General features: G+C 66.0%; 24 protein-coding genes and 1 pseudogene. 10 read left to right on the top strand and 15 right to left on the bottom strand.

Annotation, left to right across the window (positions count from 1 at the left end; all coding sequences use genetic code 11):
• The coding region (locus tag Q7V45_RS09030; RefSeq protein WP_304850364.1) for an NAD-dependent epimerase/dehydratase family protein at nt 1–213 on the bottom strand (213 nt) is incomplete at its 3' end.
• A gap of 134 nt (nt 214–347) precedes the next feature.
• Between Q7V45_RS09030 and Q7V45_RS09025 the strand changes: the two genes are divergently transcribed.
• Entirely contained in the window at nt 348–1,907 is a 1,560-nt protein-coding gene (locus tag Q7V45_RS09025; RefSeq protein ID WP_304850361.1) for a fatty acid--CoA ligase, read from the top strand.
• A gap of 79 nt (nt 1,908–1,986) precedes the next feature.
• A complete protein-coding gene (locus Q7V45_RS09020) occupies nt 1,987–3,051 on the top strand; it encodes a phosphotransferase (RefSeq protein ID WP_304850358.1) in 1,065 nt (354 codons plus the stop codon).
• Nucleotides 3,052–3,066: 15 nt separating this feature from the next.
• Here Q7V45_RS09020 and Q7V45_RS09015 read toward each other — a convergent pair whose 3' ends face one another.
• From Q7V45_RS09015 to Q7V45_RS09000, 4 genes are read right to left on the bottom strand one after another with little or no spacing between them, the layout of a single operon-like run.
• Nucleotides 3,067–3,804, bottom strand: coding sequence for an ABC-type transport auxiliary lipoprotein family protein (locus Q7V45_RS09015; RefSeq protein ID WP_304850355.1), 738 nt, complete (start codon nt 3,802–3,804; stop codon nt 3,067–3,069).
• Nucleotides 3,801–4,835, bottom strand: a complete 1,035-nt coding sequence (locus Q7V45_RS09010) for an MlaD family protein (RefSeq protein ID WP_304850352.1) — start codon at nt 4,833–4,835, stop codon at nt 3,801–3,803. The genes Q7V45_RS09015 and Q7V45_RS09010 overlap by 4 nt, the downstream gene beginning before the upstream one ends.
• A 6-nt stretch (nt 4,836–4,841) precedes the next feature.
• On the bottom strand, nt 4,842–5,642 hold the full coding sequence (locus Q7V45_RS09005; RefSeq protein ID WP_304850348.1) for an ABC transporter ATP-binding protein: 801 nt from the start codon (nt 5,640–5,642) through the stop codon (nt 4,842–4,844).
• Complete coding sequence (locus Q7V45_RS09000; RefSeq protein WP_304850345.1) at nt 5,642–6,694, bottom strand: ABC transporter permease; 1,053 nt, start codon at nt 6,692–6,694, stop codon at nt 5,642–5,644. The genes Q7V45_RS09005 and Q7V45_RS09000 overlap by 1 nt, the downstream gene beginning before the upstream one ends.
• 172 nt (nt 6,695–6,866) lie before the next feature.
• Between Q7V45_RS09000 and Q7V45_RS08995 the strand changes: the two genes are divergently transcribed.
• Entirely contained in the window at nt 6,867–7,682 is an 816-nt protein-coding gene (locus Q7V45_RS08995) for a polyphosphate kinase 2 family protein (protein WP_304850342.1), read from the top strand.
• A gap of 18 nt (nt 7,683–7,700) precedes the next feature.
• Here the strand turns inward: Q7V45_RS08995 and Q7V45_RS08990 are convergent, their stop codons facing one another.
• Nucleotides 7,701–8,561: a 23S rRNA (adenine(2030)-N(6))-methyltransferase RlmJ gene (locus tag Q7V45_RS08990; protein ID WP_304850339.1), complete on the bottom strand. Its 861-nt coding sequence runs from the start codon at nt 8,559–8,561 to the stop codon at nt 7,701–7,703.
• Nucleotides 8,562–8,644: 83 nt separating this feature from the next.
• On the opposite strand from Q7V45_RS08990, the gene Q7V45_RS08985 reads away from it, so the two are divergent.
• Together Q7V45_RS08985 and Q7V45_RS08980 are read left to right on the top strand one after the other, a co-directional pair.
• The gene (locus tag Q7V45_RS08985) at nt 8,645–9,583 is read left to right on the top strand and encodes an acetamidase/formamidase family protein (protein ID WP_304850336.1); all 939 of its coding nucleotides are present in this window, start codon (nt 8,645–8,647) and stop codon (nt 9,581–9,583) included.
• A 30-nt stretch (nt 9,584–9,613) separates the two neighbouring features.
• Nucleotides 9,614–10,720, top strand: coding sequence for a PLP-dependent cysteine synthase family protein (locus Q7V45_RS08980; RefSeq protein ID WP_304850335.1), 1,107 nt, complete (start codon nt 9,614–9,616; stop codon nt 10,718–10,720).
• Nucleotides 10,721–10,775: 55 nt separating this feature from the next.
• Here Q7V45_RS08980 and Q7V45_RS08975 read toward each other — a convergent pair.
• From Q7V45_RS08975 to Q7V45_RS08960, 4 genes and pseudogenes are all read right to left on the bottom strand, one after another.
• Nucleotides 10,776–11,989 (bottom strand): annotated as a pseudogene (locus tag Q7V45_RS08975) (MFS transporter).
• Between the two features lie 62 nt (nt 11,990–12,051).
• The gene (locus tag Q7V45_RS08970; RefSeq protein WP_304850334.1) at nt 12,052–12,495 is read right to left on the bottom strand and encodes an NfeD family protein; all 444 of its coding nucleotides are present in this window, start codon (nt 12,493–12,495) and stop codon (nt 12,052–12,054) included.
• Between the two features lie 6 nt (nt 12,496–12,501).
• On the bottom strand, nt 12,502–13,461 hold the full coding sequence (locus Q7V45_RS08965; protein ID WP_304850367.1) for an SPFH domain-containing protein: 960 nt from the start codon (nt 13,459–13,461) through the stop codon (nt 12,502–12,504).
• Nucleotides 13,462–13,527: 66 nt separating this feature from the next.
• Complete coding sequence (locus Q7V45_RS08960) at nt 13,528–14,289, bottom strand: hypothetical protein (RefSeq protein WP_304850331.1); 762 nt, start codon at nt 14,287–14,289, stop codon at nt 13,528–13,530.
• A gap of 50 nt (nt 14,290–14,339) precedes the next feature.
• On the opposite strand from Q7V45_RS08960, the gene Q7V45_RS08955 reads away from it, so the two are divergent.
• The 3 genes from Q7V45_RS08955 (at nt 14,340) to Q7V45_RS08945 (ending at nt 16,962) form a co-directional block, all read left to right on the top strand.
• On the top strand, nt 14,340–14,993 hold the full coding sequence (locus Q7V45_RS08955; RefSeq protein ID WP_304850328.1) for a 2-hydroxychromene-2-carboxylate isomerase: 654 nt from the start codon (nt 14,340–14,342) through the stop codon (nt 14,991–14,993).
• The gene (locus Q7V45_RS08950; RefSeq protein ID WP_304850326.1) at nt 14,990–16,291 is read left to right on the top strand and encodes an aspartate aminotransferase family protein; all 1,302 of its coding nucleotides are present in this window, start codon (nt 14,990–14,992) and stop codon (nt 16,289–16,291) included. The genes Q7V45_RS08955 and Q7V45_RS08950 overlap by 4 nt, the downstream gene beginning before the upstream one ends.
• A 113-nt stretch (nt 16,292–16,404) precedes the next feature.
• Complete coding sequence (locus Q7V45_RS08945; RefSeq protein WP_304850324.1) at nt 16,405–16,962, top strand: hypothetical protein; 558 nt, start codon at nt 16,405–16,407, stop codon at nt 16,960–16,962.
• 72 nt (nt 16,963–17,034) lie between these two features.
• Here the strand turns inward: Q7V45_RS08945 and Q7V45_RS08940 are convergent, their stop codons facing one another.
• Nucleotides 17,035–18,000 (bottom strand): fatty acid desaturase family protein, encoded by a 966-nt coding sequence (locus Q7V45_RS08940; protein WP_304850321.1) that lies wholly within the window; start codon nt 17,998–18,000, stop codon nt 17,035–17,037.
• Between the two features lie 66 nt (nt 18,001–18,066).
• On the opposite strand from Q7V45_RS08940, the gene Q7V45_RS08935 reads away from it, so the two are divergent.
• Nucleotides 18,067–18,966, top strand: coding sequence for an alpha/beta fold hydrolase (locus tag Q7V45_RS08935; RefSeq protein ID WP_304850319.1), 900 nt, complete (start codon nt 18,067–18,069; stop codon nt 18,964–18,966).
• Nucleotides 18,963–19,577, top strand: coding sequence for an NAD(P)-dependent oxidoreductase (locus tag Q7V45_RS08930; protein ID WP_304850317.1), 615 nt, complete (start codon nt 18,963–18,965; stop codon nt 19,575–19,577). Before Q7V45_RS08935 ends, Q7V45_RS08930 begins: the two co-directional genes overlap by 4 nt.
• Nucleotides 19,578–19,680: 103 nt before the next feature.
• Here Q7V45_RS08930 and Q7V45_RS08925 read toward each other — a convergent pair whose 3' ends face one another.
• From Q7V45_RS08925 to Q7V45_RS08910, 4 genes are read right to left on the bottom strand one after another with little or no spacing between them, the layout of a single operon-like run.
• A complete protein-coding gene (locus tag Q7V45_RS08925) occupies nt 19,681–20,841 on the bottom strand; it encodes a M20 family metallopeptidase (protein WP_304850314.1) in 1,161 nt (386 codons plus the stop codon).
• Between the two features lie 18 nt (nt 20,842–20,859).
• Nucleotides 20,860–21,783, bottom strand: coding sequence for an SDR family NAD(P)-dependent oxidoreductase (locus tag Q7V45_RS08920; RefSeq protein ID WP_304850311.1), 924 nt, complete (start codon nt 21,781–21,783; stop codon nt 20,860–20,862).
• A 19-nt stretch (nt 21,784–21,802) separates the two neighbouring features.
• Entirely contained in the window at nt 21,803–23,017 is a 1,215-nt protein-coding gene (locus Q7V45_RS08915; protein ID WP_304850308.1) for a multidrug effflux MFS transporter, read from the bottom strand.
• A complete protein-coding gene (locus tag Q7V45_RS08910; protein WP_304850305.1) occupies nt 23,014–23,754 on the bottom strand; it encodes a transglutaminase family protein in 741 nt (246 codons plus the stop codon). Before Q7V45_RS08910 ends, Q7V45_RS08915 begins: the two co-directional genes overlap by 4 nt.
• Nucleotides 23,755–23,782: the final 28 nt, after the last annotated feature.

Here is a 23,782-nt window from a genome sequence, read left to right as displayed (position 1 = left end):
GTAGATCTCGTCGACCTCGACATAGAGCGGGAAGGTCACGTCGTGGCGCAGCAGCTCGAAGCGCCGGTTGTCGAGGCAGGCCGCGAGGTTGGCCTTGCTGCCCGTGAAATAGTTGTCGACGCAGAGCACGTCGTGGCCCGCCTCGAGCAGCCGCTCGCAGAGATGCGAGCCGAGGAACCCCGCACCGCCCGTAACCAGAATACGCTTGCCCATGGACCCCCTTGGAAACGCCCGAGTTTGCGAGGCGACACTAGGCGATCAAGCTCTTGAATTCACGCCAAAACCACCGAAGGATGACGCTGCCCGGCCACGGAGAAGACGGGCCAAAATCGCGGGGGAAATGTCCTATGAGCATCGAGATGGTCGGCCTGGCCGACATTGCACGCGCCCATGGCGCGGCACGGCCGGACACGGTGGCGATCGTCCATGAAGGCCGGGCCACGACCTACGGCGCCCTCGATCGCGCCTCGAGCCGCATCGCCAACGGCCTCATCGCCGAGGGTATCAAGCCGCAGGTCCGGGTCGCCCATCTCGACAAGAGCAGTGACGTCTTTTTCGAGCTGCTGTTTGGCACAGCCAAGGCCGGTGCCGTGATGGTTTCGGTGAACTGGCGGCTCGCGCCCCGGGAGGTGCTGCAGATCGTCAACGATGCCGAGGCGGAGATCCTGTTCGTGGGCGAGGAATATTTCCCGGTCGTCGAGAAGATCCGCGACCAGCTGTCGACCGTGCGCAGGATCGTGACATTGGGCCCACGCCACGACGATTGGCAGGCCTTCGGCGAGTGGCGTGACCGCCACCCCGACACCGATCCTCGCCTGCCCGCCCGCCCCCAGGACACGGCCGTGCAGTTCTACACCAGCGGCACCACGGGCCTGCCCAAGGGAGCCGAGCTCACCAACGCCAACTTCGCCTTCATGTTCGAGCAATGGACAAGAAGCTGGCTGCTGAAACCCGGCACCCAGAACATCGTCTGCCTGCCGATGTTCCATATCGGCGGCGCAGGCTGGGCGATCGCCGGCCTCTTCGCCGGCGCCACCAACCACGTGGTGCGCGAGTTCGTCCCCGCCCGCGTGCTCGAAATCATCGAGCGGGACCGGATCGAGGTGATGCTGCTGGTGCCGGCCATGATCCTCTTCCTGGTGCAGGCACCGCAGATCCGCGAGACGGACCTGTCCAGCCTGCGCCTGATCGTCTATGGCGCCGCTCCCATTCCGGCGGACCTGTTGAAACAGGCGATGGCGACCTTCGGGTGCGGCTTCCAGCAGGTCTACGGCCTCACCGAGACGACGGGCGCCATCACCCTGCTCCCACCCGAGGATCACGATCCGTCTGACGCAAAAAAACTCCTGTCCTGCGGCTATGCGCAGGTCGGTGTCGAACTGCGCATCGTCGACGATACCGGAGCGGACGTGCCCGCCGGCGCGGTCGGCGAGATCGCGATCCGTTCGCCGCAGGTCATGCGCGGTTACTGGCGCCTGGCCGACGCCACCAAACGTGCGATCCAGGGCGACTGGTTCTTCACCGGCGACGCGGGCTACCTCGACGAAAAGGGCTACCTCTTCATCTACGACCGCGTGAAGGACATGATCGTGTCGGGCGGCGAGAACATCTACCCGGCCGAGGTCGAAAGCGCGCTGTTCGGCCACCCCGACGTCGCCGACGTGGCGGTGATCGGCGTCCCCGACGAGCGCTGGGGCGAGGCCGTCAAGGCGGTCGTGGTGCGCAAGCCCGGCGTGGACACGTCGCCCGCCGATCTGATCGGCTGGGCGCGGGAACGCATCGCTGGTTACAAGCTGCCCAAGTCGGTCGACTTCATCGACGCCCTGCCGCGCAATCCGACCGGCAAGATCCTGAAGCGGGAATTGCGCAAGCCCTACTGGGAAGGCCGGCAGCGCAACATCAACTGACCATCCCCAAGTGACCGCCCTGCGGACCCGATCGCAAACGCGCCTCGAATTCCCAACGCCACGGTTCTAGAACAGTCCCATGTCCAATCTGCCCGACAATCTCACGCCCGTCCGCCCGGCCCACGTCTTCGACGAAGTCCGCCTCGCCGACTACATGAAGGCCAACGTCGAAGGCTATCGCGGCCCGATCAGCATCCTCCAGTTCGAGGGCGGGCAGAGCAATCCGACGTTCCACGTCACCGACGGCGCCGGGACCCAGTATGTCCTGCGCAAGAAGCCGCCGGGCAAGCTGCTGCCGTCGGCCCACCAGGTCGACCGCGAGTATCGCGTGATCAAGGCGCTGGCGGACCATACCGACGTGCCGGTGCCCAAGCCCTACGCGCTCTGCCAGGACGATTCGGTGATCGGCACGGCCTTCTACATCATGCAGTTCCTGCCGGGCCGCGTCTTCGCCGACGTCAGGATGCCCGACGTCTCACCGGCAGACCGCGGCAAGATTTTCGACTCGATGAACGACGTGCTGGCACGCCTGCACACTGTCGACTATCGCGCCGTCGGCCTCGGCGACTATGGCCGCGAAGGCCAGTACATCCAGCGCCAGCTCGCGCGCTGGTCGAGCCAGTACGACCTCGCCCGCACCGAAGACATCGAATCGATGGAAGCCCTGAAGAAGTGGCTGCCGGAGAACATCCCGCCGGGCGACGAGACACGGATCAATCACGGCGACTATCGCCTCGGCAACACGATCGTGCATCCGACGGAGCCGCGCGTCATCGCCGTGCTCGACTGGGAACTCTCGACGCTCGGCCATCCGCTGGCCGACCTCGGCTACAACTGCATGATGTATCATTTCGGCGAGGGCTTCGGGGCGTCCGGCGGCTATGCCGGCCAGGATCTCAAGGCCTTCGGCATCCCGACCGAGCAGGAATATCTCGCCGCCTACGCCCGCCGCACCGGCCGCACGGAAGTGCCGGCCTGGAACTTCTACCTCGCCTTTTCGCTGTTCCGCCTCGCTGCCATCGTGCAGGGCGTCTACAAGCGCGGCCTCGACGGCAATGCCTCGTCGGAGACGGCGACCAAGTACGGCAATCGCGCCCGCGCCATGGCCGATCTCGCCTGGTCGATGGTCGAGAAGCGCGCCTGAACGCGCTTCGCCTTCCTATTCGTCGGTATAGGGAACCATCGACGCGTCCTGGCCCCGTGGGCAATTGGCGCTGTCGATAACCGCGTTGGCCGGGTTGCGAAAGCGCGCGATGTCATAGGGCGCGGAATCGCTCGGGACCTGCGGCGGAGGCGTCCGGAGCGTCCAGGACACCAGCTGCTTGATCACGCTGCCCAAGGCCTGGTCGAAGGCCTCGACGACCTTCGGTACCTTGTCGGCGCGCGCCCGGACGCAGCGCTCGAACGAGGCGACGCCGATGATCTGGCGGTCGGGCATGCGCACCAGCTTGGCGATGATGCGGACCTTAACGATCGGCGGCTGGCCGTAGAAGTACATCGCCTCGAAATTGCGCAGGTCGGGCTGCAGCACGTAGTTGGCGCGCAGGGCAATCGATTCGCGGGAAACAGCCACGATTTTACGGGTGTTCTCGAAGGAATCGACGATGCGGGTCTGCACCATCAGAGGCGCCCGGTCCGTCCACGCCACCTTGGCATAGTAGTCCGTCGAGGTCGGCGTCATCGCGATGGCGATGCGACCGGTATTGAGGCTGGCCGCCGCGACCGGCGCCTCGACCGCGAGTTGCCAATAGACCGAGGGCAGGTCGGCATCGAAGGTGCTCTTCGGCGAGATGGTATAGAGATCGGTCGGATCGCCCACCGAATCCACGGCACTGACGAACGAGCAACCTGACACGAGGGCAACAGCGGCCGCGCAGGCGGCCAGGCAACGGATCATTTCGGCGTATATCCCTGCTTGCCGCTGAACACGAAGTTGGCCGGGTCGCGCTCCAGCCGTGTGGCGATGACGTTCAGATTGGCGGTGAGCTGGCGCAGGTCGCGCAGGGCCAGCGAGAACTCTGTGAGGCCGGTTTCGGTGAAATTCTTGATCGGGCGACTGTTGTCCGTGACCAACTTGTTCAGCTGGCTGGCGGCGGAATTTATGTTGCTCAGGGCCGCACGGGTCTCGTTGAGCGTCTTGCGCAGCTCGCCCGGATCCTTGCCGGCCAGCGCCTTGCGGGTCTCGGCATCCTGCGGGCCGATCTCCTGGGCGATCAGCGTGATCGACTCCGAGAGGTCGTTGAGCTTGGCGAAGGTCTTGCGGAATTCGGCCACGGCCTGAGGCAGCTCCGCCAGGGTGGTCTGGATGGCAGTATCGGACTTGGCAAAGGCGTTGGTTGCCGTCTGAAGGTTGCGCAGCGTGTCGGTGACGGCGCCGATGTTGTCGGGGCTCAGCAGGTCGTTCAGGCGGTCAACCGTCGTGCTGGCCTTGGTCAGCAGCTCCTGCGCCGACGTCGAGGTCGCCTGCAGGAACGAGGCGCCCTCGCGAATCTCGGGGTAGGGCTTTTCGCCCAGCTTCTTCTTGGGCTTGACCTGATCGACGTCGAGACGCCCCACGATCTGGATGAACGGCGAGCCGGCAATGAACGGCTTCTCGAAGACGGCATAGGACCGATCGCGAATGTCGATCGACCAGTCGACCGCCACCGTGACCTCGATCTTCTCCGTGAGGCGCTCCCGGCCGGTCGAGCGCTGCGTATCGACCCGGGACGTGAGCTGGATGTCCGCCACGCGCCCCACCCGCAAACCGCGATAGAAGACCGGCGAATCCTTCGTCAGCCCCTGCACGTCACCCGAGAAGAGAATGTCGTAGTAGGCATACGACGTGCGATCACCCGCGCGCAGCTTCCAGATGACGAATCCGGCCAAGGCGGCGACGAACAGGATCATCGCCGCGCCAATCAGCACGTAGGGCGATTTTCTTTCCATCCGATACTACTTCTGCTCCCGCCGCGCGGCGCGCCCTCGCGGCCCATGGAAATATTCCCGAACCCAGGGATGGTCGTATTCCAGCAACTCCGCCATCGTACCCACCACGACGCGCTTGTCGAGAAGGACTGCAATGCGGTCGCAAATGGCGTTGAGGCTATCTAGGTCGTGCGTGACCATGACCACCGTCAGCCCGAGGTTGCGGCTGAGGCCCTTCACCAGCTCGTCGTAATGGGAAGCGCCGATCGGATCGAGACCTGCGGTGGGCTCGTCCAGGAAGAGGAGTTCCGGATCGAGCGCGAGCGCACGGGCGAGGCTGGCACGTTTGCGCATGCCGCCGGAAAGTTCGGAGGGTTTCTTCTCGCCGGTATCGCTGGGAAGGCCGACCAGAGACACCTTGAGGGCCGCGATCTCGCGCATCGTCTCCTCCTCGAGCCCGGCATGCTCGCGGATCGGCACGATGATGTTCTCGGTGACGCTGAGCGAGGAGAACAGCGCACCGTCCTGAAACTGGACGCCGGTACGGGCCAGCATCTGGCGCTGGGCCTTGCCCTGCAGGGTGCTGGTATCGACCCCCAGCATCTCGATCGTGCCCTCGCGGGCTTTGATCAGCCCGATGATAATCCGCAAGAGCACGGATTTGCCGCTGCCCGAGCCGCCGACCAGGCCGACAATCTCGCCGCGGAATACGTCGAAATCTAGATGATCGTGGATCACCTTGTCGCCGAACTGCGTGCGAATACCGCGCAGGCGCAGCACCACATCGCGCCCGTCCCTGTGATCGACGATCTGGCCGCCTTCAGCCATCAGACGCCGGCGAGCAGGAAGATGACCGAGAAAATCGCGTCGAGCACGATCACGCAGAAGATCGATTCGACCACGGACTTGGTCGTGAGCTGCCCGACGCTCTCGGCGCTGCCGCGAACCTGGAGCCCCTCGAAGCAGCCAATGGTGGCAATCACGAGGCCGAAGACCGGCGCCTTGATCATGCCCGTATAGAAGTGCCATGGGCCGACCGTGTCGCGCAGCCGGTCGAAGAACTGCACGAAAGTGAAGTCGAGATAGATGGTGCAGGCGACCGCGCCGCCCAGCAGGCCCGCCATGTCGCCCCAGAAGGCGAGCAACGGCATCGAGATCAGCAGTGCGGTGATGCGCGGCAGGACCAGCCACTCGATGGGATTGAGGCCGATCGTGCGCATCGCATCGACCTCCTGGTTGACCTGCATCGTGCCGATCTGGGCCGTGAAGGCGCTCCCCGAGCGGCCAGCGACGATGATCGCGGTCAGGAGCGGCCCCAGCTCGCGGAACATGCCGATACCGACCGCCTCGACGGTGAAAATCTCCGCGCCGAACTGGCGAAGCTGCTGGACCCCCTGGTAGGCGATGACCACGCCGATCAGAAAGCAGAGGACGCCGACGATTACGAGGGCACGGATCCAGACCTCGTACATTTGCCGGATGACGGCGTTCGGCCGGAACCGCTTGGGCTGCAGGATGGCTTCGACGAAGACGACCAGGATTTCGCCGAAGAAGGCGCAGAGATTGAGGACCTGCTTGTAGAAGTCGACAGAGCTGCGGCCGATCTCCTCCAGCCACTGCGCCAGCGAGTTGACGCGATGCTCAGCGTGGGCCTCGCACATATTGTCGCGGACCACCTTGAAGAGGGCCGCTTGCGCGTCGTTCTTCGTCTCGACCTCGGCGTCGGGGCCACCGCCCGCAAGCTCCAAAATCTCCAGGGCGCCCGCGGTATCTACCCGCTCGAGGCCGGTCGCATCGACGATGCGCTGGTCCTTGGCGGCGGCCCCCGCCGCCTGTAGCGCCTTCTCGGCCTTCTTGCGGATTCCGCGGACGCTGAACACTGTCCACGTCCCGCCGACTTCCACGACGGGCTTGCCCGCGCGCTCCGTGTAACGAATTGTGGGTTCCGTTTCGGCCATCGGCGAAGATTAGTCGTCGTGCGGGTTCGTGCTGTCAATCTCCGTGCGTTGCCTCGGCGCCTCGCCGCTGTCACGATCCGGCCGGGGGGACCGGATGGGCAAGTGGCCGCGGCTGGACAAGATCGAGATGATCGACGGTCCGATCGACAAGCAGAGTTACGAACGCCAGATCAAGAAGTTGCAGGAACGGCTGCTCGACCTCCAGATCCACGATCTGCGGACGGGCGGCCGGGCGCTGATCTGTCTCGACGGTTGGGACGCCGCCGGCAAGGGCGGCATGATCGAGCGGCTGGTGGCGGGGCTGGAGCCGAAATCGGTGCAGGTCTGGCGCGTTGGTGCGCCGCCCCCCGAAGAGCAGGGCCGGCACTATCTCTGGCGCTTCTGGAACAGGCTGCCCGCCCCCGGAAATTGGGCGATATTCGACCGGACATGGTACGGCCGCGTCCTGGTCGAGCGCATCGAGGGCTTCTGCGAGAAATCCGCCTGGGAGCGCGCCTACCGCGAGATCAACGAATTCGAGCGTCAGCTCGCCGACGATGGCGTGCGGATCGTCAAGCTGCTCGTGCATGTGAGCGCCGAGGAACAGAAGCGGCGGATGATCGAGCGGCTGAGCAAGCCCAGCAAACACTACAAGATCGGCCTCGAGGATTTTCGCAACATCGCCAAGCGCAAGCAGTATCTGGACGCCTACAACGACATGCTGGAACGCACCGACACCGAACATGCCCCCTGGCACGTCGTTGCCAGCGACGAGAAGATGCATGCCCGTCTCGAGGGCCTGAGGATCGTCGCCGACCGGCTGGGCGAAGGCGTCCGGATCGGGGACCATGAGCTGGACCCGAGAATCCTCGAAGCCGCCTACGAAGCCTGGGGATGGCGGCCGGAGAAAAGCGGCAACGGCAAGAAATAGGCCCGTTCCATCAACGGTTCATGCCTGAGGCGGGGGGCTGGCGGGCGACGCGACCAAGCTTGATCTGGCACCGTCGCCGAGACGGGCGGCGATCCACGGCAGCGCCTCACGCATCGCCTCTTCGAATTTCCAGGGCGGATTGATCACGACCAGCCCGCACGCTGCGAGCTTTCCCTCGGGGGTCCGCGGGCCTAGATCGAGTTCCATGCGCAGATAATGCGTCTCCGCCAGCGACTGGATGAAGGCTTCGACGGCCGGCTCGTCCTTGACCGGGTACCAGATTGCATAGCAGCCGGTGGCGAAGCGGCGCAGCCCGTGGCGAACCGCGCGCGCAAGCACCTCGAATTCGTCGGTCGCCTCGAACGGAGGGTCGATCAGCACCAGGGCGCGGCGCTCGACCGGCGGCAGTGTCGACTTGATCGCGTGATAGCCGTCGGCCTGCCGCACCTCGACGGCCTGGTCGCCGGCGAACTCGCGCTTCAGCAGCAACGCCTCCTCGGGATGCTTCTCGCAGGCGATGAAGCGGTCGCCCGGTCGCAGGGCCGCGCGAACCAGTCGCGGCGAGCCGGGATAGCGATGGAGCACACCGCCCGGCGGCCCGAACTTGCGATCGTAGGCTTGGACCGCCGCAAGATAGCGCGCGACGGCGGCCGGCATCCCGGTCCGGCTTTCGGCCATCAGGCGCCCGATGCCGGCCTCCGCCTCGCCGGTACGTCGCGCCTTCGCGCCGGCGAGATCGTAGCCACCGGCGCCGGCATGCGTGTCGAGCACGAACAGCTTCTTGTCCTTGGCCGTCAGCAGGCGCAGGAGTTCGCAGAGCGCGCTGTGCTTCAGCAGGTCGGCGAAATTGCCGGCGTGATAGCCGTGGCGGTAGTTCACGGAAGACTTTCTGGCTCGATTTGAGATGATTCCCCGGGCACGGTATGTGCTTCGGGCGCAGGACACTACAGTTGAGGATCGAAATGGCCAACCACGAGCTGCATTCTTCGCCCGAGACCTGCCATTGGGGCTATTTCGACAGCCAGCTCCCGCCGCAGCTTCGCATCAAGTCGGGCGATACGGCCACGATCCATTGCGTGTCGGGCGCCGCTGAGATCCTGCCGGGCGAGCCCTTCAACGTGCTGCCGGAGCATCGCGAGATCCTCTCCAAGCTGAAGCCGCATATCGGCCGGCACATCCTGACCGGGCCGGTCCACGTCGAGGGCGCCGAGCGCGGCGACGTGCTGGCGGTCGAGGTGCTCGACATCAAGTTCCGCACCAACTGGGGCTGGAACGTGCAGCGCCCGCTGATGGGCACCCTGCCCGAGGACTTCCCCTTCTATCGCCTGACCCACATTCCGATCGATTCCAACCGCGGCGTCTGCACCATGCCGTGGGGCACCGAGATCGAGCTCAAGCCCTTCTTCGGCATCATGGGCGTCGCCCCGCCGCCGGAATGGGGCCAGTGCAGCTCGGTCGAGCCGCGCGCCTTCGGCGGCAACATCGACAACAAGCATTTCCGGGTCGGCACCACGGTCTACTTCCCCGTCTTCGCCGATGGTGGCCTGTTCTCGACCGGCGACGGCCACGGCGTGCAGGGCGACGGCGAGGTCAACCTGACGGCGCTCGAGACCAGCCTGAGCGGCACCTTCAAGTTCACGCTGCACAAGGGCATGAAGCTCAACAATCCGCGCGCCGAGACGGCGACCCACTGGATCACCCACGGTTTCGACCAGGACCTCGACGACGCCGCCAAGGAAGCCCTGCGCGACATGATCCGGCTGATCACCGCCAAGACCGGCCTGAAGCCCGAGGACGCCTATATGCTCTGCAGCCTGCAGGCCGACCTGCACGTCACGCAGACGGTGGACGGCAACAAGGGCATCCACTGCATGATCGAGAAGAAGATCATCGGCGGCTGACGCCGGGAACCGGGTGCGGGCGAGCGGACCATGACGCACATGCAGCTTCTCGACGAGGCGGTCGCCCGTCACAACGATGCCGAATGGTCCCGCCGGGCGCTGGACCTGATCCGCAACGACCAGCGCCGCTCGGCCGACACGCACCTGCTGCGGCTCGACCTGCCGGTGCTCGAGGGGATCGACGTCTATCTCAAGGACGAGTCGACCCATCCGACGGGCAGCCTCAAGCACCGGCTGGCCCGCTCGCTGTTCCTGTACGGGATCTGCAACGGCCGGATCCGGCAGGACACGCCGATCGTCGAAGCCTCGTCGGGGTCGACGGCGATCTCGGAGGCCTACTTCGCCCGCCTCCTGGGCCTGCCCTTCCATGCCGTGATGTCGGCATCGACCTCGGCGGAGAAGATCGCGGAGATCGAACGGCAGCACGGCAAGTGCCACCTGGTTGCCGACGGTCGCGGCATCTACGCCGCCGCCGAGGCCCTAGCGACCGAATTGCGCGGCGTCTATGTCGACCAGTTCACCTATGCCGAGCGGGCCACCGACTGGCGGGGCAACAACAACATCGCCGAATCGATCTTCGAGCAGATGAGCCGCGAGCCCCATCCGGTGCCGACCTGGATCGTCATGAGCGCCGGGACCGGCGGCACCACCGCGACGCTCGGCCGGTACATCCGCTACATGCGTTTTGCCACCCGTCTCTGCGTCGCCGATCCGGAGTTCTCCGCCTTCTTCGAGGCCTTCGCCAAGGGCAACCTCGAGGCGACCTGCGAGCGCGCCTCGCGCATCGAAGGGATCGGGCGGCCCCGGGTCGAGCCCTCGTTCCTGCCGAACATGATCGATCGCATGATGCGGGTGCCCGACGCCCAGTCGCTGGCCGGCATGCGGGTTCTCTCGCGCCTGCTGGGCCGCAAGGTTGGCGGCTCGACCGGCACCAACTTCGTGGCGCTGTGCATCCTCACCTCGCGCATGAAGGCGGAAGGCCGCACGGGCTCCCTGGTCTCGCTGATCTGCGACAGCGGGGAGCGGTACGGAAACACCTACTACAACGACGAATGGGTCGCCGCGCAGGGCCTCGACCTCGAGCCGCACGAGCGCGCGCTCGAAGCCTTCCTCAAGGACGGCGAGGCGATCATCTAGCCTTGCTGCCGGGGGCGCGGTGGCGGCTTCCTGGTCGGTGATTCGGTATCGCGATCTAGGCCGGCTGGGTGTGCGGGACACGGCGCGCGGACGATGGGGCCGGGAAAGCCAGGGCAATGGCGACGGCCGCGAGACCCATGCCGAAAGACGCGATGTAGAGATAGCCGTAACCGTGGAACGTATCGAAGATCCAACCGCCGACCGCAGGCCCCAAGGCCATGCCGAGGCTGGAGATCATGGCGGCGCCGCCGAAAACCGTGCCCATGATGCGCAGGGGGAAGTATTCGCGGGCGATCACGGCGTAGAGGGGCATCACGCCGCCATATGCAACGCCGAACAGGATCGCGACGGCGTAGAACTCCCCGACATCGCGCGTGAAGTAGTAGCTGCCGGCGCCCACGGCCTGGACCATCAACCCGGCGACGACCACCCTCCGAGCGCCGAACCGGTCGCCCAGCAGGCCGAACAGGATGCGGCCGCCGAGCCCCGCCAGCCCCTCGACGCTGTAGATCGTGACCGCCGTCATGGCCGGCAGGCCGCAGGCGAGCGCGTAGCTCACCGTATGGAAGATCGGCCCGGAATGGGCGGCGCAGCAGCAGAAGAAAGTGAGCCCGAGCACGATGAACTGCGGCGAGCGCAGCGCCTGCCCGACCGTCATCCCCTCCCCGCCTTCCGCCGGCATGCCGGGCGATGAGGCCGTCATCTCCGGCGGCCGGCGGACCAGCAGCGCCGCCGGCACCAGCAGCACCCACGCACCGATGGCGATGGTCAACATTGCGGTCCGCCAGTCGTAGGCTGAGATCAGCCACTGCGCGAAAGGCGATATGGTCATGGGCGCGACGCCCATACCCGCGGAGACCAGCGAGACGGCGAGACTGCGGTGGCGGTCGAACCAGCCGGTGACGGTGGCGATCATCGGCGCGAACACCGCGCCAGCGGCGACGCCGACCACGATTCCATAGATGAGCTGGAACTCGAGCAGGCTGGTGGCCCGGCTGGCCAGCGCCAGGCCGAGACCCAGCAGGACCGCGCCCGCGAGAACGACGATGCGCGGGCCGAACCTGTCGCTCAGCGCCCCCCCCACCCGAAGGCCGCGACGCCCATCGTCAGGAAATCGAGCGTCATGGCGCTGGAAATACCGGTGCGCGTCCAGCCCGTCGCCTCGGACATGGGCTGCAGGAAGACCGCCAGCGAGAACAGCGCTCCGATCGCGACACACCCCATCAACGCGCCCGCGCCGACGATCACCCAGCCGTAAGACCGTTCCATCGCGATCCTCCCGAAGCAGGCTTATTGTTAACCATATAGTTAACTATAAGCAAGCCCGGAGGCTAGGGCGCCGGCTCCACGGCAAGTTCGGTGCCGCTCACCGACTTCACCCGCACCTTGGCGCCCTTGACCATGTCCGGGCCGGTCACGCTCCAACTCCCGTCGCCCAGGATGACGCGGCCGCGACCGTTGAGGATAGGCTGGTCGAGCACGATGATCCTGCCGACCAGGGCTTCGCCGCGAGCATTGAGCGTCGAGGTCGGGGGATTGTCGGCATGCTGCAGGCGCCGCAAGGTCCGGCGCAGGCCGACGGCCGAGACGACGGAGATCACCGCGAAGGTCAGGAGCTGCAACTCGATCGACAGGTCGGACACGACCAGCAGGAAAAGGCCCGCGGCGGCCGCCCCGATGGCGAGGAAGAGGAAGACGACGCCCGGCAGCATCATCTCGAAGACGAGCAGCACGGCCGCGACCGCCCACCAGTACCAGAAGACCACCTTGAACATCGCGGATCAGCCCGCGGTGGGAACGGAACCGCGCGGCCGCGTGGCGTCGACGCCCCGTGCCTGAGCTTCCTTGGCGAGCTCGCCGATGCCGGCGATCGAGGCCATCACGCCGGCCGCCTCGACGGGCAGGAAGAACACCTTGGCGTTGGGACTGGAGCCCATCTTCGACAGCGCCTCGACATATTTGGTGCCGAGGAAGTAGTTGGTCGCCTGCACGCCATTGCCGGCGATCGCCTCGGCTACGACGGAGGTCGCCTTGGCCTCCGCCTCCGCCATGCGCTCGCGCGCCTCGGCGTCGCGAAAGGCTGCTTCCCGGCGGCCCTCGGCGGTAAGGATCGCCGACTGCTTCTCGCCTTCCGCTCGTTGGATGCTGGATTCGCGAATACCCTCGGCCTCGAGGATGGTCGCCCGCTTTTCGCGCTCGGCCTTCATCTGACGGCCCATCGCCACCACGATGTCCTCGGGCGGGGCGATGTCCTTGACCTCGATGCGCAGGACCTTGACGCCCCAGGGGCCGGTCGCCTGGTCGATGACCGCGAGCAGCGTGTTGTTGATGTCGTTGCGCTTCGACAGGGCTTCGTCGAGCGCCATGTTGCCCATGACCGAGCGGATGTTGGTCAGCACCAGATTGGTGATGGCCTGGTGGAGGTTCTGGACCTCATAGGCTGCGCGGGCGGCGTCCACCACCTGATAGAAGGCCACGGCATCGACCTGCACGGTGGCATTGTCCTTGGTGATCACCTTCTGCGCCGGAATGTCGAAGACATTCTCCTGCATGTTCATCTTGCGGCCGATCGTATCGATGAAGGGCACGATGAAATGCAGGCCGGGTACCAGCGTGCGCGTGTAGCGGCCGAACCGCTCGACCGTCCAGTTCGTGCCCTGCGTCACCGTCTTGACGCCCGCGAAGACCAGCACGAGCGCCACGAGGACGACGGCCAGCACGAAAATCAGCGCACCCGATATCATTCAGCGTCTCCCCTGGATTGGGGGAGACACTAGCCCAAGGGCGGGCGCAGGACCATCGCACGGCTAGTCGGCGACGGCGAACTCGGTCTCGATGACGGGAACTGCCTTCGACGCCGGCGCGCCCCGCTGATCGGTGGCAAGCCAGCGATCGAGGAAGCCGTTGATCCAGCGGTCGAGCGGCGGATCGTAGAGCGCATGCATGGACAGATGGACACCACGCTGTTGCGCACCCGGCATCTTCAGGCGCTCGGCCGCCTTCAGCGTCCAGATGGTCTTCATCTCGAGTGTCACCTCGGGATGGAACTGAAAGCCGAACGCGTTGGGGCCGCACCGGAAGCCCTGCACGGGATAGCGATCGTTGGTGGCCAGCAACTCGCAGCACTCCGGGATGGTCATGCCCTCACGGTGCCACTGATAGACTTTCATCGGTGACCTGAACCAGGCACGGCCCGCTTCGGTCGGCTCGACGTCGACATAGCCGATCTCGACAACGCCCTCGGGATGCGGGGCGACCCGACCACCGGCGGCCCGCGTCAGGAGCTGGGCGCCCAGGCACAATCCGAGAAAGGGAACGCCGGCGTCGACGACCTTGGGGATCCACTCGAGTTCGCACTTGATGCCGGCCAGAGTGCCGCAATCATTGGCCGACATGGGGCCGCCGAAGACCACCACGCCCGCGTAGTCGGACATGTCCTCGGGCAGATTGCAGCCCAGATTGGGGCAAAGCCTGTGAAGTTCGTAACCGCGCTTCTCAAGCAGTGCGCCGACCCGTCCGGGCCGCGAATGCTCCTGATGCACGACGATGGCGATCTTTTTGGGGCCCATTTCTCTACACTGGCCAGTCGGTACCGTCATGGATTTGCAAGATACGCGCCATGTATGGCAACGACAAGGCGAACAGCTTTCAGGGGGACGAAATGGCGCGCCAGCTCGACTTCTACTTCGATTGTTCCAGCCCGTGGACCTATCTCGCCTTCCACGCGATCCAGCCGCTGGCGCAGGAAGCGCGCGCGGAGATCGTCTGGAAGCCGATCCTGGTCGGCGGCGTCTTCAACGCCGTGAACCAGACCGTCTACGAGAGCCGCGCCAGGCCCAACCCGCTGAAGCAGGCGTATATGCAGAAGGACATGCAGGACTGGGCGCGTCTCTACGGGCTCGCTATCGGGTTCCCGCCGACGGTCTTTCCCGTGAACAGCGTGAAGTGCATGCGCGGCGCCTTCGTGGCCCTCGACGAGGGCAAGCTCGTCGCTTACGCGACCGCGGCCTTCGAGGCCTATTGGGGAGCCGACCGCGACCTGTCCCGGGAAGACGTGCTGGCCGACATCGCCCTGAAGGCCGGCATCGAGCGCCCGCGCTTCTTTGCCGGCATCGAGGCCGATTCCTGCAAGGCGCGGCTGCGCGCGAACACCGAGGAGCTGATCGCCCGCGGCGGTTTCGGCAGCCCGACGATCTTCGTCGGCAACGACATGTTTTTCGGCAACGACCGCATGCCGCTGGTCAGAGCCGCGCTGGAGGCCATCGCCGCATGAGCAAGAACGCCGATCCCGATTTCTGGGCCAAGGCCCGCGCCCACCTGGTGCGCTATGGCGGCGCTTTCTCGCCGCTGATCGCCGAGAGCGCGGCCGGCAACTACTTCACCGATGCCGATGGACGGAAGATCCTCGATTTCACCTCGGGCCAGATGAGCGCCATCCTGGGCCACAGCCACCGGGAAATCGTCGAGGTGGCGCGACGCTATGTCGGCGAACTCGACCATCTCTACTCGACGATCCTGTCACGGCCGGTCGTCGAGCTGGCGGCGCTGATTGCCAAGGTGTCGCCCGGAAAACTCGACCGCGTGCTGCTGGTCTCGACCGGGGGCGAATCGAACGAGGCCGCCCTGCGCATGGCCAAGCTGGTGACCGGCCGTCACGAGATCGTGGCGATGAGCCGGTCCTGGCACGGCGTCACGGGCGGCGCCGCGTCCGCGACCTATTCGTCGAGCCGCAAGGGTTACGGACCGCCGCAACCCGGGGCGCTTGTCCTGCCGGCACCGGACACCTACCGCTCGCGCTTCATCGACGATCGCGGCGTCTATGACTGGCAGGGCGAGCTCGATTTCGGCTTCGAGCTGATCGACCGCCAGTCGAGCGGCGCCCTGGCGGCCTGCATCGTCGAGCCGATCCTGAGTTCGGGCGGTGTGCTGGAGCCGCCGGAAGGCTGGATGGTGGCGCTGGCCGACAAGTGCCGCGAGCGCGACATGCAGCTCATCTTCGACGAGGCGCAGACCGGTCTCGGCCGCACCGGCAGCCTCTTCGCCTGCGAGCGCGACGGCGTGGTGCCGGACTATCTCACCCTCTCCAAGACGCTGGGCGCCGGCCTGCCGCTTGCCGCCATGCTGACGACGCCGGCGATCGAGGACGTGGCCGCCGAGCGCGGCTTCCTGTTCTATACGACGCACGCCTCCGATCCCCTGCCCGCCGCCGTCGGCCTGAAGGTCATCGAGGTCATTCTCCGCGATCGCTTCACGGAGCGCGCGGCAGCTCTCGGCAAGCGACTGAAGGAGGGGCTGCTGGCGCTCCAGCAACGCCATGAGTGCATCGGTGACGTGCGGGGACGCGGCCTGCTGCTCGGGCTGGACCTGGTAAAGGACCGGCGCTCGCGAACCCCCGACCCGGACCTCGCCCAGGAAGTGGCCCGGAACTGCCTGGAGCTGGGGATGATGACCAGCACCGTCCGCGGCGGATTCGGGATTTTCCGCATCGCGCCGCCCCTCACGGTGGCGGAGGCGGAGATCGACCTCGGGTTGGAGATCTTCGACCGTGCGCTCACCAAAGCTTTACACTGAGAACTGAGGGAAATCGGCGCATCTGGTCCCTTAATTGGTATTAGCGTTTGAAACGGGCGGCTAACTGTTGTACCCGCTGGCGGTTTCCGGCCAACGGCGTTTGGAGTTTGCGGATGATCAAGAGGCTTACACAGGCGGCAATTCTCACGGCGGGTCTTCTCGCCTTGGGCGGCTGCACGCTCGGGCAGACGAAGACGGCGGCTGCACCCGTGAAGCCGGCGGCAGCCGACTACCAGGCACCCGTTCCGCCGTCGCCTCCGGCGGGCCAGACCCGGGCGATCTGCTACAATGCGGCAGACCTTTCGATTGTGCGCGCACGCATGGTGCAGCAGGAACTTCAGGTCGTGACGCTGCAGTGTCAGGGTCCCGGCGGAGCCCGCGCCTACGAGAAGCTCTATGCAGACTTCGTCGGAAAATTCCGCGAAGAGTTCGCCACCAATTCCCGCGCGCTCTCGCAGATCGCCGGGCGCAAGCGCTTCAACACCGATGTGTTCGTGACGGAAGTCGCCAACCGCACGGCGCAGCGTGCGCCGACCGACAAGGAATTCTGCTCGCGCGGCAAGCGCGCCTTCGACTGGGCGATGGATCCGAAGGTCACGGCCCTTTCGCAGGTGCCGCCGCCGTACGATCTCGGCCCCGAGATGAACATCTACGCCTGCCCGGCCCAGTAAGCGGCAGAGGCAAGCACCAATCGAAAAGGCGGTCCCACGGACCGCCTTTTCTTTGTGCCGATGGCCGCAAATCTAGATGTGCTGGGCAGTTCGCTCGCCGGGGCTTCGCCCGCCACCCTGTGCGCCGGTGGTCGCGGCCTTGAGCACGGCCAGATAGCCGGGCTTCAGTTCCATCGACAGACGATGGCCTCCGTCCAGCAAGGCGCGGTGCGCCTGCGGCAGGCGCCAGCAGGGCACAAACATGAACAGATGATGCTCGAGGTGGTAATTGACCCAAAAGGGCGCCACCAGGAGCCTCATCAGCGGGTTGGCGTAGGTTGTCCGCGTATTGCGCAGCGGATCGTCGTTGTCCGGCACGACGGCGTGCTCGGCGATGTTCCGGATGCGACTCACGAACTGGTACCAGGTGGCGAGCGGCAGCAGCCACATCACGGGGTAGAGCCACCAATATCCGGCAGCGCAGAGCCCCGCGAGCAGGCCGAAATTCACAATCAGCGGCCCCTTCTCCGTGCGCCACAGGTTTCGGAGTTGATCCCGGATCGGTGCTTCCGCCGGCCCCAGCGCCCGGCGGATCTGCTCCCCACGCCTCAGGAACGCCGTCTGTCCGGTGAGGTCGCGCAGGATCTTGCGGCGCAGGCTGGCCCGGCCGGTCGGAAAGGCCTGCGAGAGGCCCAGGTCCGGATCCTCGGCTTGCTGTGTGAACCGGTGATGCTGCAGGTGATACGGCCGGTAGAGCGTGAGGCTGGTGAACACCGGAAAGGCGCAGAGCCAGCTCCCCACCCGATCGTTGAGGCGGCGGTCGGCGAACAGCAGCCCGTGGGCGGCATCGTGCATCAGGATGGCGAGACCGAGCTGCCGCCCGCCGATCACCATGACACCCAGCAGAAAGGTGAAGGGGTTGGGCCACAAGGCGAACAGCGCCATGCCGCCCGCGATCAACCCCCAGGCCTGCAGGACGAGCAGCGCCCCCACGAGGTTCGACTTGGCGCCGAGCCGGCGCGTCTGCTCAAGGGTCAGGAAATTGCCGATCCGGCTCATTCTTCGAGGCTGGTCGCGGCACGCGCGGCTGTCAACGGCGGCGCGGGGCCGCTATATGTTCAGCAGATGAACCGCAAATCCATCCGCACCGACGTCCTCGACGTCACTTACGAGGAGCACGGGCCGCCCGACGGCGCGCCGGTGATCCTGCTGCACGGCTTCCCCTACGACGTGCGCGCCTACGACGAGGTCGCGCCGGCGCTGGCCGCCGACGGCAACCGCGTGCTGGTGCCGTATCTGCGCGGCTACGGTCCCACCCGGTTCCTCTCGCCCGAGACGCTTCGATCGGGCGAACAGGCGGCTCTGGGTCACGACCTGCTGCAGCTGATGGACGCTCTTGGCATCCGGCGCGCCGCGCTGGCGGGATACGATTGGGGCGGCCGCGCCGCCTGCATCGTGTCCGCCCTGTGGCCCGAGCGCGTCCGCTGTCTGGTGAGCTGCACCGGCTACAATCTCCAGAACATCGCGGCGTCGGTCGAACCTGCACCCGCGGCCGCCGAGCACCGGCTCTGGTACCAGTACTATTTCAACACCGAGCGCGGACGCGCCGGCCTCACCAAGAACCGCCGCGACATCTGCAAGCTGCTCTGGAGCCTGTGGTCTCCGGAATGGAAGTTCGACGACGCGACGTTCGAAAAGACGGCATCCTCGTTCGATAACCCCGACTTCGTCGACGTCGTGATCCAGTCCTACCGCCATCGCTACGGCTACACCAAGGGCGACCCCCTGCTGGAGCCGATCGAGGCGAGGCTCGCCAGGCAGCCGGTCATCTCCGTGCCCACCATCAATCTCCACGGCGCCGCCGACGGTGTGGGACCGGCCTCCGACCGCGACGGCCAGTCCGACAAGTTCACGGGCGGCTACGAGCGGCGGATGCTGCCGCGCATCGGCCACAACGTTCCGCAGGAGGCGCCGGCGGAGACCGTGGCGGCCCTGCGCCATCTCATGAAGGAAACGCCGCAATGACCGCCATCGCCCTCATCGGCTCCACCGGCAATATCGGTAGCCGTGTGCTCGACGAAGCCCTGAACCGAAAGCACAGCGTCACGGCCATCACGCGCGACGCCTCCAAGCTGAAGCCGCGCGCCGGCATGACCATCCGGCAGGGCAGCACGACCGACGTCGTGTCGATGTCGGCCATCCTCAAGGGCCACGACATCGTCGTGGCGTCGGTGAAGTGGAACGAGGCCAGCGTCCATCACGTGCTGGAGGCGGTCCGCAACAGCGGCGTGAAGCGCGTCCTGTTCGTGGTCGGCGCGGGCAGCCTGCTGCGCGCCGACGGCCGCACCCATCTCGACCACATGGCCGACCGCGGCATTCAGCCCCCGACCTCCAAGCCCGCGTCGCTGGCCTTGGAAGAGGTACGCAAGGCCAAGGATCTCGACTGGACGGCGATCTCGCCGCCCGCTTCGATCCAGCCCGGCGAACGCACCGGAAAGTTCCGCCTCGGCAAGGATAACCTGCTCGAGGACAAGGAAGGCCAGAGCGCCATCAGCCGCGAGGACTTCGCGGTCGCCATCGTGAACGAGATCGAGAAGCCCAAGCACCTGCACAAGCGCTTCACCGCGGGGTACTGAGCCGCTCTGTCATCCTGAGAGCAGCGAAGGATCTCTCGTCGGCCACCCAGTCGTCTGTCCGCGATGGGAGGTCCTTCGCTGCGCTCAGGACGACATGGAGCTCCTACTCCAGCGTCTCCAGCAGGCGCGCGCAGAGGTAGGTGCGCGGCTCCAGCGACGAGTAGTAGATCTGTTCGGTGATGGCGTGGGCGCCCTTGCCGTCGGCGCCCAGCCCGTCGAGCGTCGGGATGCCCAGCGCCGCCGTGAAGTTGCCGTCGCTGCCGCCGCCGGTCAGCGGCACGTCGTTCAGCTCCTTGCCGATCTCGCGATAGATCGCCTGCGCCTTCTGGAAGAGATCGGCGATGCCGGCATCCTTCTGGTAGGGCGGCCGGTTCATGCCGCCTTCGACCGAAAGCTCGACTTCCTTGCCGATCGGCTCGAGGTTCAGGAACCAGTGCGTCATCTCCTCGGCCAGCTGCATGCTGGGCACGCGCAAATCGACGTCGATCGTGCACTCGGCCGGAGTCACGTTGACCCCCGACCCGCCGCGGACCAGGCCGACGTTGCAGGTGATGCCGCGGGCATAGTCCGTCTTTTCCTCGATGCGCACGATCTGGCGGGCGATCTCCAGGATGGCACTGCGGCCGTCCTCGTGGCGCACGCCGGCATGGGCGGCGCGACCCTTCGCGGTCAGGGTGAAGCGGCCTACGCCCTTGCGCGAGGTCACGACCTTGTCGCCGTCGCGGCCCGGCTCCATGACCAGTGCGTATTTGTGGCCCCTGGCGGCTTCCTCGATACGGGCGCGCGAGGTCGGGCTGCCGACCTCCTCCTCGGGGATGAACAGGAAGGTGACAGGCAGCTTCGTGCGCTTGCCCTGGCGGATCAGGTGCCTGAGCGCGTAGTAGGCGATGTAGCCGCCCGCCTTCATGTCGTAGATGCCGGGGCCAAAGACGCTGTCGCCTTCCTGGCGGATCTTCAGCTCCTTCTCCTTCATCCCGAGCGGATGGACCGTATCGAGATGGGCAAGGACCAGAATGCCCTTGCCCTCCCCCGTGCTCCACTCCGCCGGGGTCCTGGCCTCGAGGATGTCCCCGAAGCCGTCGCGCCCCGGCGTGCGATCGAGGTCGAGACCAAGGTCGCGGAACTGGCCCTCGACCTTGTCGACCATGAGATTGACTGCCTTCGCGTCGTGACTCGGGCTCTCGATCTCGATCCACTCGACGATCCCTTCCAGGATCTCCTTGGGATCGATCCTGGGCTCGTTCTTCATTTGCTCGGCAGCCATTGTCTCAGTCCTTCCGGCTCAGATCGGATCCCAGGTGAAGTACTCGGGGGAGCGCTTCAGGTCGGTGAAGTAGGGCTTCATCGACGGCACCGCGTGCTCGGCGATGTCCTCCAGGGTCCAGCCTTCGGAGTTATGCACGGACCGTACCGGGCGGTTGGCGTTGAACAGCATGATCTCGTTCATGCGCACGCCGAAGATCTGCGAGGTGATGCCCTGCTCCTGGGCCGAGTCCGACAGGAGGTAGACCGCCATCGGCGCGATCTTGGCCGGGGTCATCTTCTTGGAGCGCTCCAGGCGCGCCTTCTGGGCCTCGGTGTCGGCGGGGATCGTGCCGATCATGCGCGTCCAGGCGAACGGCGAGATGCAGTTGGAGCGGACGTTGAACGCCGCCATGTCGAGGGCGATGGAGCGCGACAGGCCGATGATGCCCATCTTGGCCGCCGAGTAGTTGGCCTGGCCGAAATTGCCGACGAGGCCGGACGTCGAGGTGAAGTGCACGAAGGCGCCGGACTTCTGTTCCTTGAAGTAGTTGGCGGCGGCGCGGCTGGTGTTGAACGAGCCGTTGAGATGCACGTCGATGACCATCTTCCAGTCCATGTGGCTCATGCGATGGAAGATGCGGTCGCGCAGGATGCCGGCGTTGTTGATGACGCCGTCGATGCGGCCGAAATTCTCGACAGCCGCCTTGACCATGCGCTCGGCGCCGGCCGGATCTGACACGCTGTCGCCATTCGGGACGGCATGGCCGCCGGCCGCCTTGATCTCCTCGCAGACCTTCTCGGCCGCCGTCGCGCTGCCGCTGCCCTCGCCGTCGACCGCACCGCCGAGATCGTTGACCACGACCTTGGCGCCTTCCTTGGCCGCCAGCAGCGCCATCTCGCGGCCGATGCCGCCACCCGCGCCGGTCACCAGCACGACCTTGTCCTTCAGCATGTTCGTCATCGTCTTCTCTCTCCCTCTTCTACTCATCCAGTTTCGGGGCGCGCGGCTCACCGCGCAACAGTCGGGCACTCAGCACCGTCGCGATCGCGAACGGCGCGAGCCCGATCACCATCGGCATCGCGACATAGCGGCTGCCGACCACGGTCAGGGCTGCGACGGCGATCGTGCCCATGGCGCCCATGCCCATCTGCGCGAGGCCGGCCAGCGACGAAGCCGTGCCGGCAAGGCGCGGATAGAGGCCTACGGCACCGGCATTGGCATTCGCCACGATCATGCCCGTACCGAAGCTCAACAGCATGTGCGGGCCGACGATGGCCCACCAGGTGACGATGCCGGACAGCGAAAGTGCCGCCATGCCGATCAATGCCGCCACGTGGAACCAGCCCGAGAACATGATGATGTCGACCGGTGCGACGCGGCCGACCAGACGGTTGTTCACGAAAGTGCCGAGTGTAAAGCCGCCGACCGAGAGCAGCACGATGAGGCCGAACTCGCGCGGGCTGAAGCCCATGCTCTCCTGCAGCACGAAGGGCACGCCCGCCAGCATTCCGAAATTCAGCGCGAAGGCGAAGCCCAAGGGGAGGATGTGGCCGAGGAAGCGGCGATCGCGCAGCATTTCGCCCGAGCCGCGCAACAGGCTCGACAGATCGATGCGTTCGCTGCGGAATTTGTTGGTCTCGCGCAAGCCCGCCAGCGTCACCAGGAACAGGATCGCGCCGAAGCCGCCCACGAACCAGAAGGTCGCCCGCCAGCTCGACCATTCGCCGAGGAATCCACCTATCATCGGCGCCAGCGACGGCGCGATGTTCTGGCCGAGCGAGATCCAGCTCATGACCAGGGGCATTTCCTTGTACGTGTAGGCGTCGCGCGTCAGCGCGCGGCCCAGCACCGAACCGGATGCCGCGCCCAGACCCTGAATGATGCGCAACCCGATCAGCCCACCGATCGACGGCGCAAAGGCGCAGGCGAAGCTGGTGATCGTAAAGAACAGCAGGCCGCCCAGCAGGACCGGCCGCCGCCCGTAGCGGTCGCTGAGCGGGCCGTAGAAGAGCTGTCCGACCGCAAAGCCCAGCATGTAGGTGGTGAGCGTCAGCTTCACATTGTCGGGGGTCGCCAGCAACTCGTGACCGACCGACGGCATGACAGGCGTATAGATGCTCATGGTGAGCGGGCCAAAACTGCCCAGTGCCACCAGAAGCGCGATGTAGGCGGGCGACCGCGGCGTCAGGTTCACTTGGTCTTCGCCCCGGGGGCCGTTTCAGCTGCACCCTCCGCGCCGAAATCGCCGCCCAGCGCCATCTCCTCCTGCCCCTTCGACAGGCGCGGATAGTAGTGGCGGAAGGCGCCGCGGATCTCCTCGAACGGGATGTCGGCGAACACCCCGCGATAGGCGAGATACTCCATGTGCCGGCGGCCGCCGAGGTCGAACGGGTGGTAGATCGAATCGCCCACGGCGTCCCAATCCAGCGGCTTCAGGCCGAACTTGTCGGTGAGTTCCCGGTTGAAGGCCGGCGTCGCCTTGACCCAGCGCCCGCCCAGCCAGACGTCGGTGTAGCCGTGGTAATAGAAAACGTCGCTGCCCATCAGCTCGGACAGCCGGCGGGTCGTCATGTGGTTGCGCACGTCGGCATAGCCCAGCCGCGCCGGAATGCCCACGGCGCGGCAGACGGCGGCCATGACGCCCGCCTTGTTCACGCAGTAGCCGTGCCCAGCCGCGAGGGTGGTGCTGGCGCGATAGGCCTCGCGCTTCATCGGCGTGTTGTAGGGATCGTAGCGCAACTCGTCGCGCACGGCGTAGTACAGGCGCAGCGCCTTCTCCTGGTCACTGCCCTCGCCGGCCATGCGCCTTGCATAGGCCACGATTATCGGGTGTTGTGAATCGATCAAGTCGCCTGAGAGCCGATAGGCCTCGAAGCTGGCATCGTCACGAACGACGTCGTCGGCCGGGGTCTTGAGAGATTCGTAATCCATGTGCGGCGTTTTCTTTAAGCCAAGAGGC

This window comes from Reyranella sp. (genome assembly GCF_030651995.1).
Lineage (GTDB): Bacteria > Pseudomonadota > Alphaproteobacteria > Reyranellales > Reyranellaceae > Reyranella.
The sequence above is the reverse complement of the archived record's forward strand: the minus strand, read 5'-3'. Positions and strand labels throughout refer to the sequence as shown.

Excerpts from the sequence above, each read along its gene's own strand:
- Q7V45_RS08955 (WP_304850328.1), top strand. The coding sequence starts at position 14,340 with ATGTATGGCAACGACAAGGCGAACAGCTTTCAGGGGGACGAAATGGCG.
- Q7V45_RS09005 (WP_304850348.1), bottom strand. The coding sequence starts at position 5,642 with ATGGCTGAAGGCGGCCAGATCGTCGATCACAGGGACGGGCGCGATGTG.
- Q7V45_RS08930 (WP_304850317.1), top strand. The coding sequence starts at position 18,963 with ATGACCGCCATCGCCCTCATCGGCTCCACCGGCAATATCGGTAGCCGT.
- Q7V45_RS08950 (WP_304850326.1), top strand. The coding sequence starts at position 14,990 with ATGAGCAAGAACGCCGATCCCGATTTCTGGGCCAAGGCCCGCGCCCAC.
- Q7V45_RS08910 (WP_304850305.1), bottom strand. The coding sequence starts at position 23,754 with ATGGATTACGAATCTCTCAAGACCCCGGCCGACGACGTCGTTCGTGAC.
- Q7V45_RS08980 (WP_304850335.1), top strand. The coding sequence starts at position 9,614 with ATGACGCACATGCAGCTTCTCGACGAGGCGGTCGCCCGTCACAACGAT.
- Q7V45_RS08985 (WP_304850336.1), top strand. The coding sequence starts at position 8,645 with ATGGCCAACCACGAGCTGCATTCTTCGCCCGAGACCTGCCATTGGGGC.
- Q7V45_RS08945 (WP_304850324.1), top strand. The coding sequence starts at position 16,405 with ATGATCAAGAGGCTTACACAGGCGGCAATTCTCACGGCGGGTCTTCTC.
- Q7V45_RS08970 (WP_304850334.1), bottom strand. The coding sequence starts at position 12,495 with ATGTTCAAGGTGGTCTTCTGGTACTGGTGGGCGGTCGCGGCCGTGCTG.
- Q7V45_RS08940 (WP_304850321.1), bottom strand. The coding sequence starts at position 18,000 with ATGAGCCGGATCGGCAATTTCCTGACCCTTGAGCAGACGCGCCGGCTC.
- Q7V45_RS08925 (WP_304850314.1), bottom strand. The coding sequence starts at position 20,841 with ATGGCTGCCGAGCAAATGAAGAACGAGCCCAGGATCGATCCCAAGGAG.
- Q7V45_RS09020 (WP_304850358.1), top strand. The coding sequence starts at position 1,987 with ATGTCCAATCTGCCCGACAATCTCACGCCCGTCCGCCCGGCCCACGTC.
- Q7V45_RS08920 (WP_304850311.1), bottom strand. The coding sequence starts at position 21,783 with ATGACGAACATGCTGAAGGACAAGGTCGTGCTGGTGACCGGCGCGGGT.
- Q7V45_RS09015 (WP_304850355.1), bottom strand. The coding sequence starts at position 3,804 with ATGATCCGTTGCCTGGCCGCCTGCGCGGCCGCTGTTGCCCTCGTGTCA.
- Q7V45_RS09025 (WP_304850361.1), top strand. The coding sequence starts at position 348 with ATGAGCATCGAGATGGTCGGCCTGGCCGACATTGCACGCGCCCATGGC.
- Q7V45_RS08995 (WP_304850342.1), top strand. The coding sequence starts at position 6,867 with ATGGGCAAGTGGCCGCGGCTGGACAAGATCGAGATGATCGACGGTCCG.
- Q7V45_RS08960 (WP_304850331.1), bottom strand. The coding sequence starts at position 14,289 with ATGGGCCCCAAAAAGATCGCCATCGTCGTGCATCAGGAGCATTCGCGG.
- Q7V45_RS08935 (WP_304850319.1), top strand. The coding sequence starts at position 18,067 with ATGAACCGCAAATCCATCCGCACCGACGTCCTCGACGTCACTTACGAG.
- Q7V45_RS09010 (WP_304850352.1), bottom strand. The coding sequence starts at position 4,835 with ATGGAAAGAAAATCGCCCTACGTGCTGATTGGCGCGGCGATGATCCTG.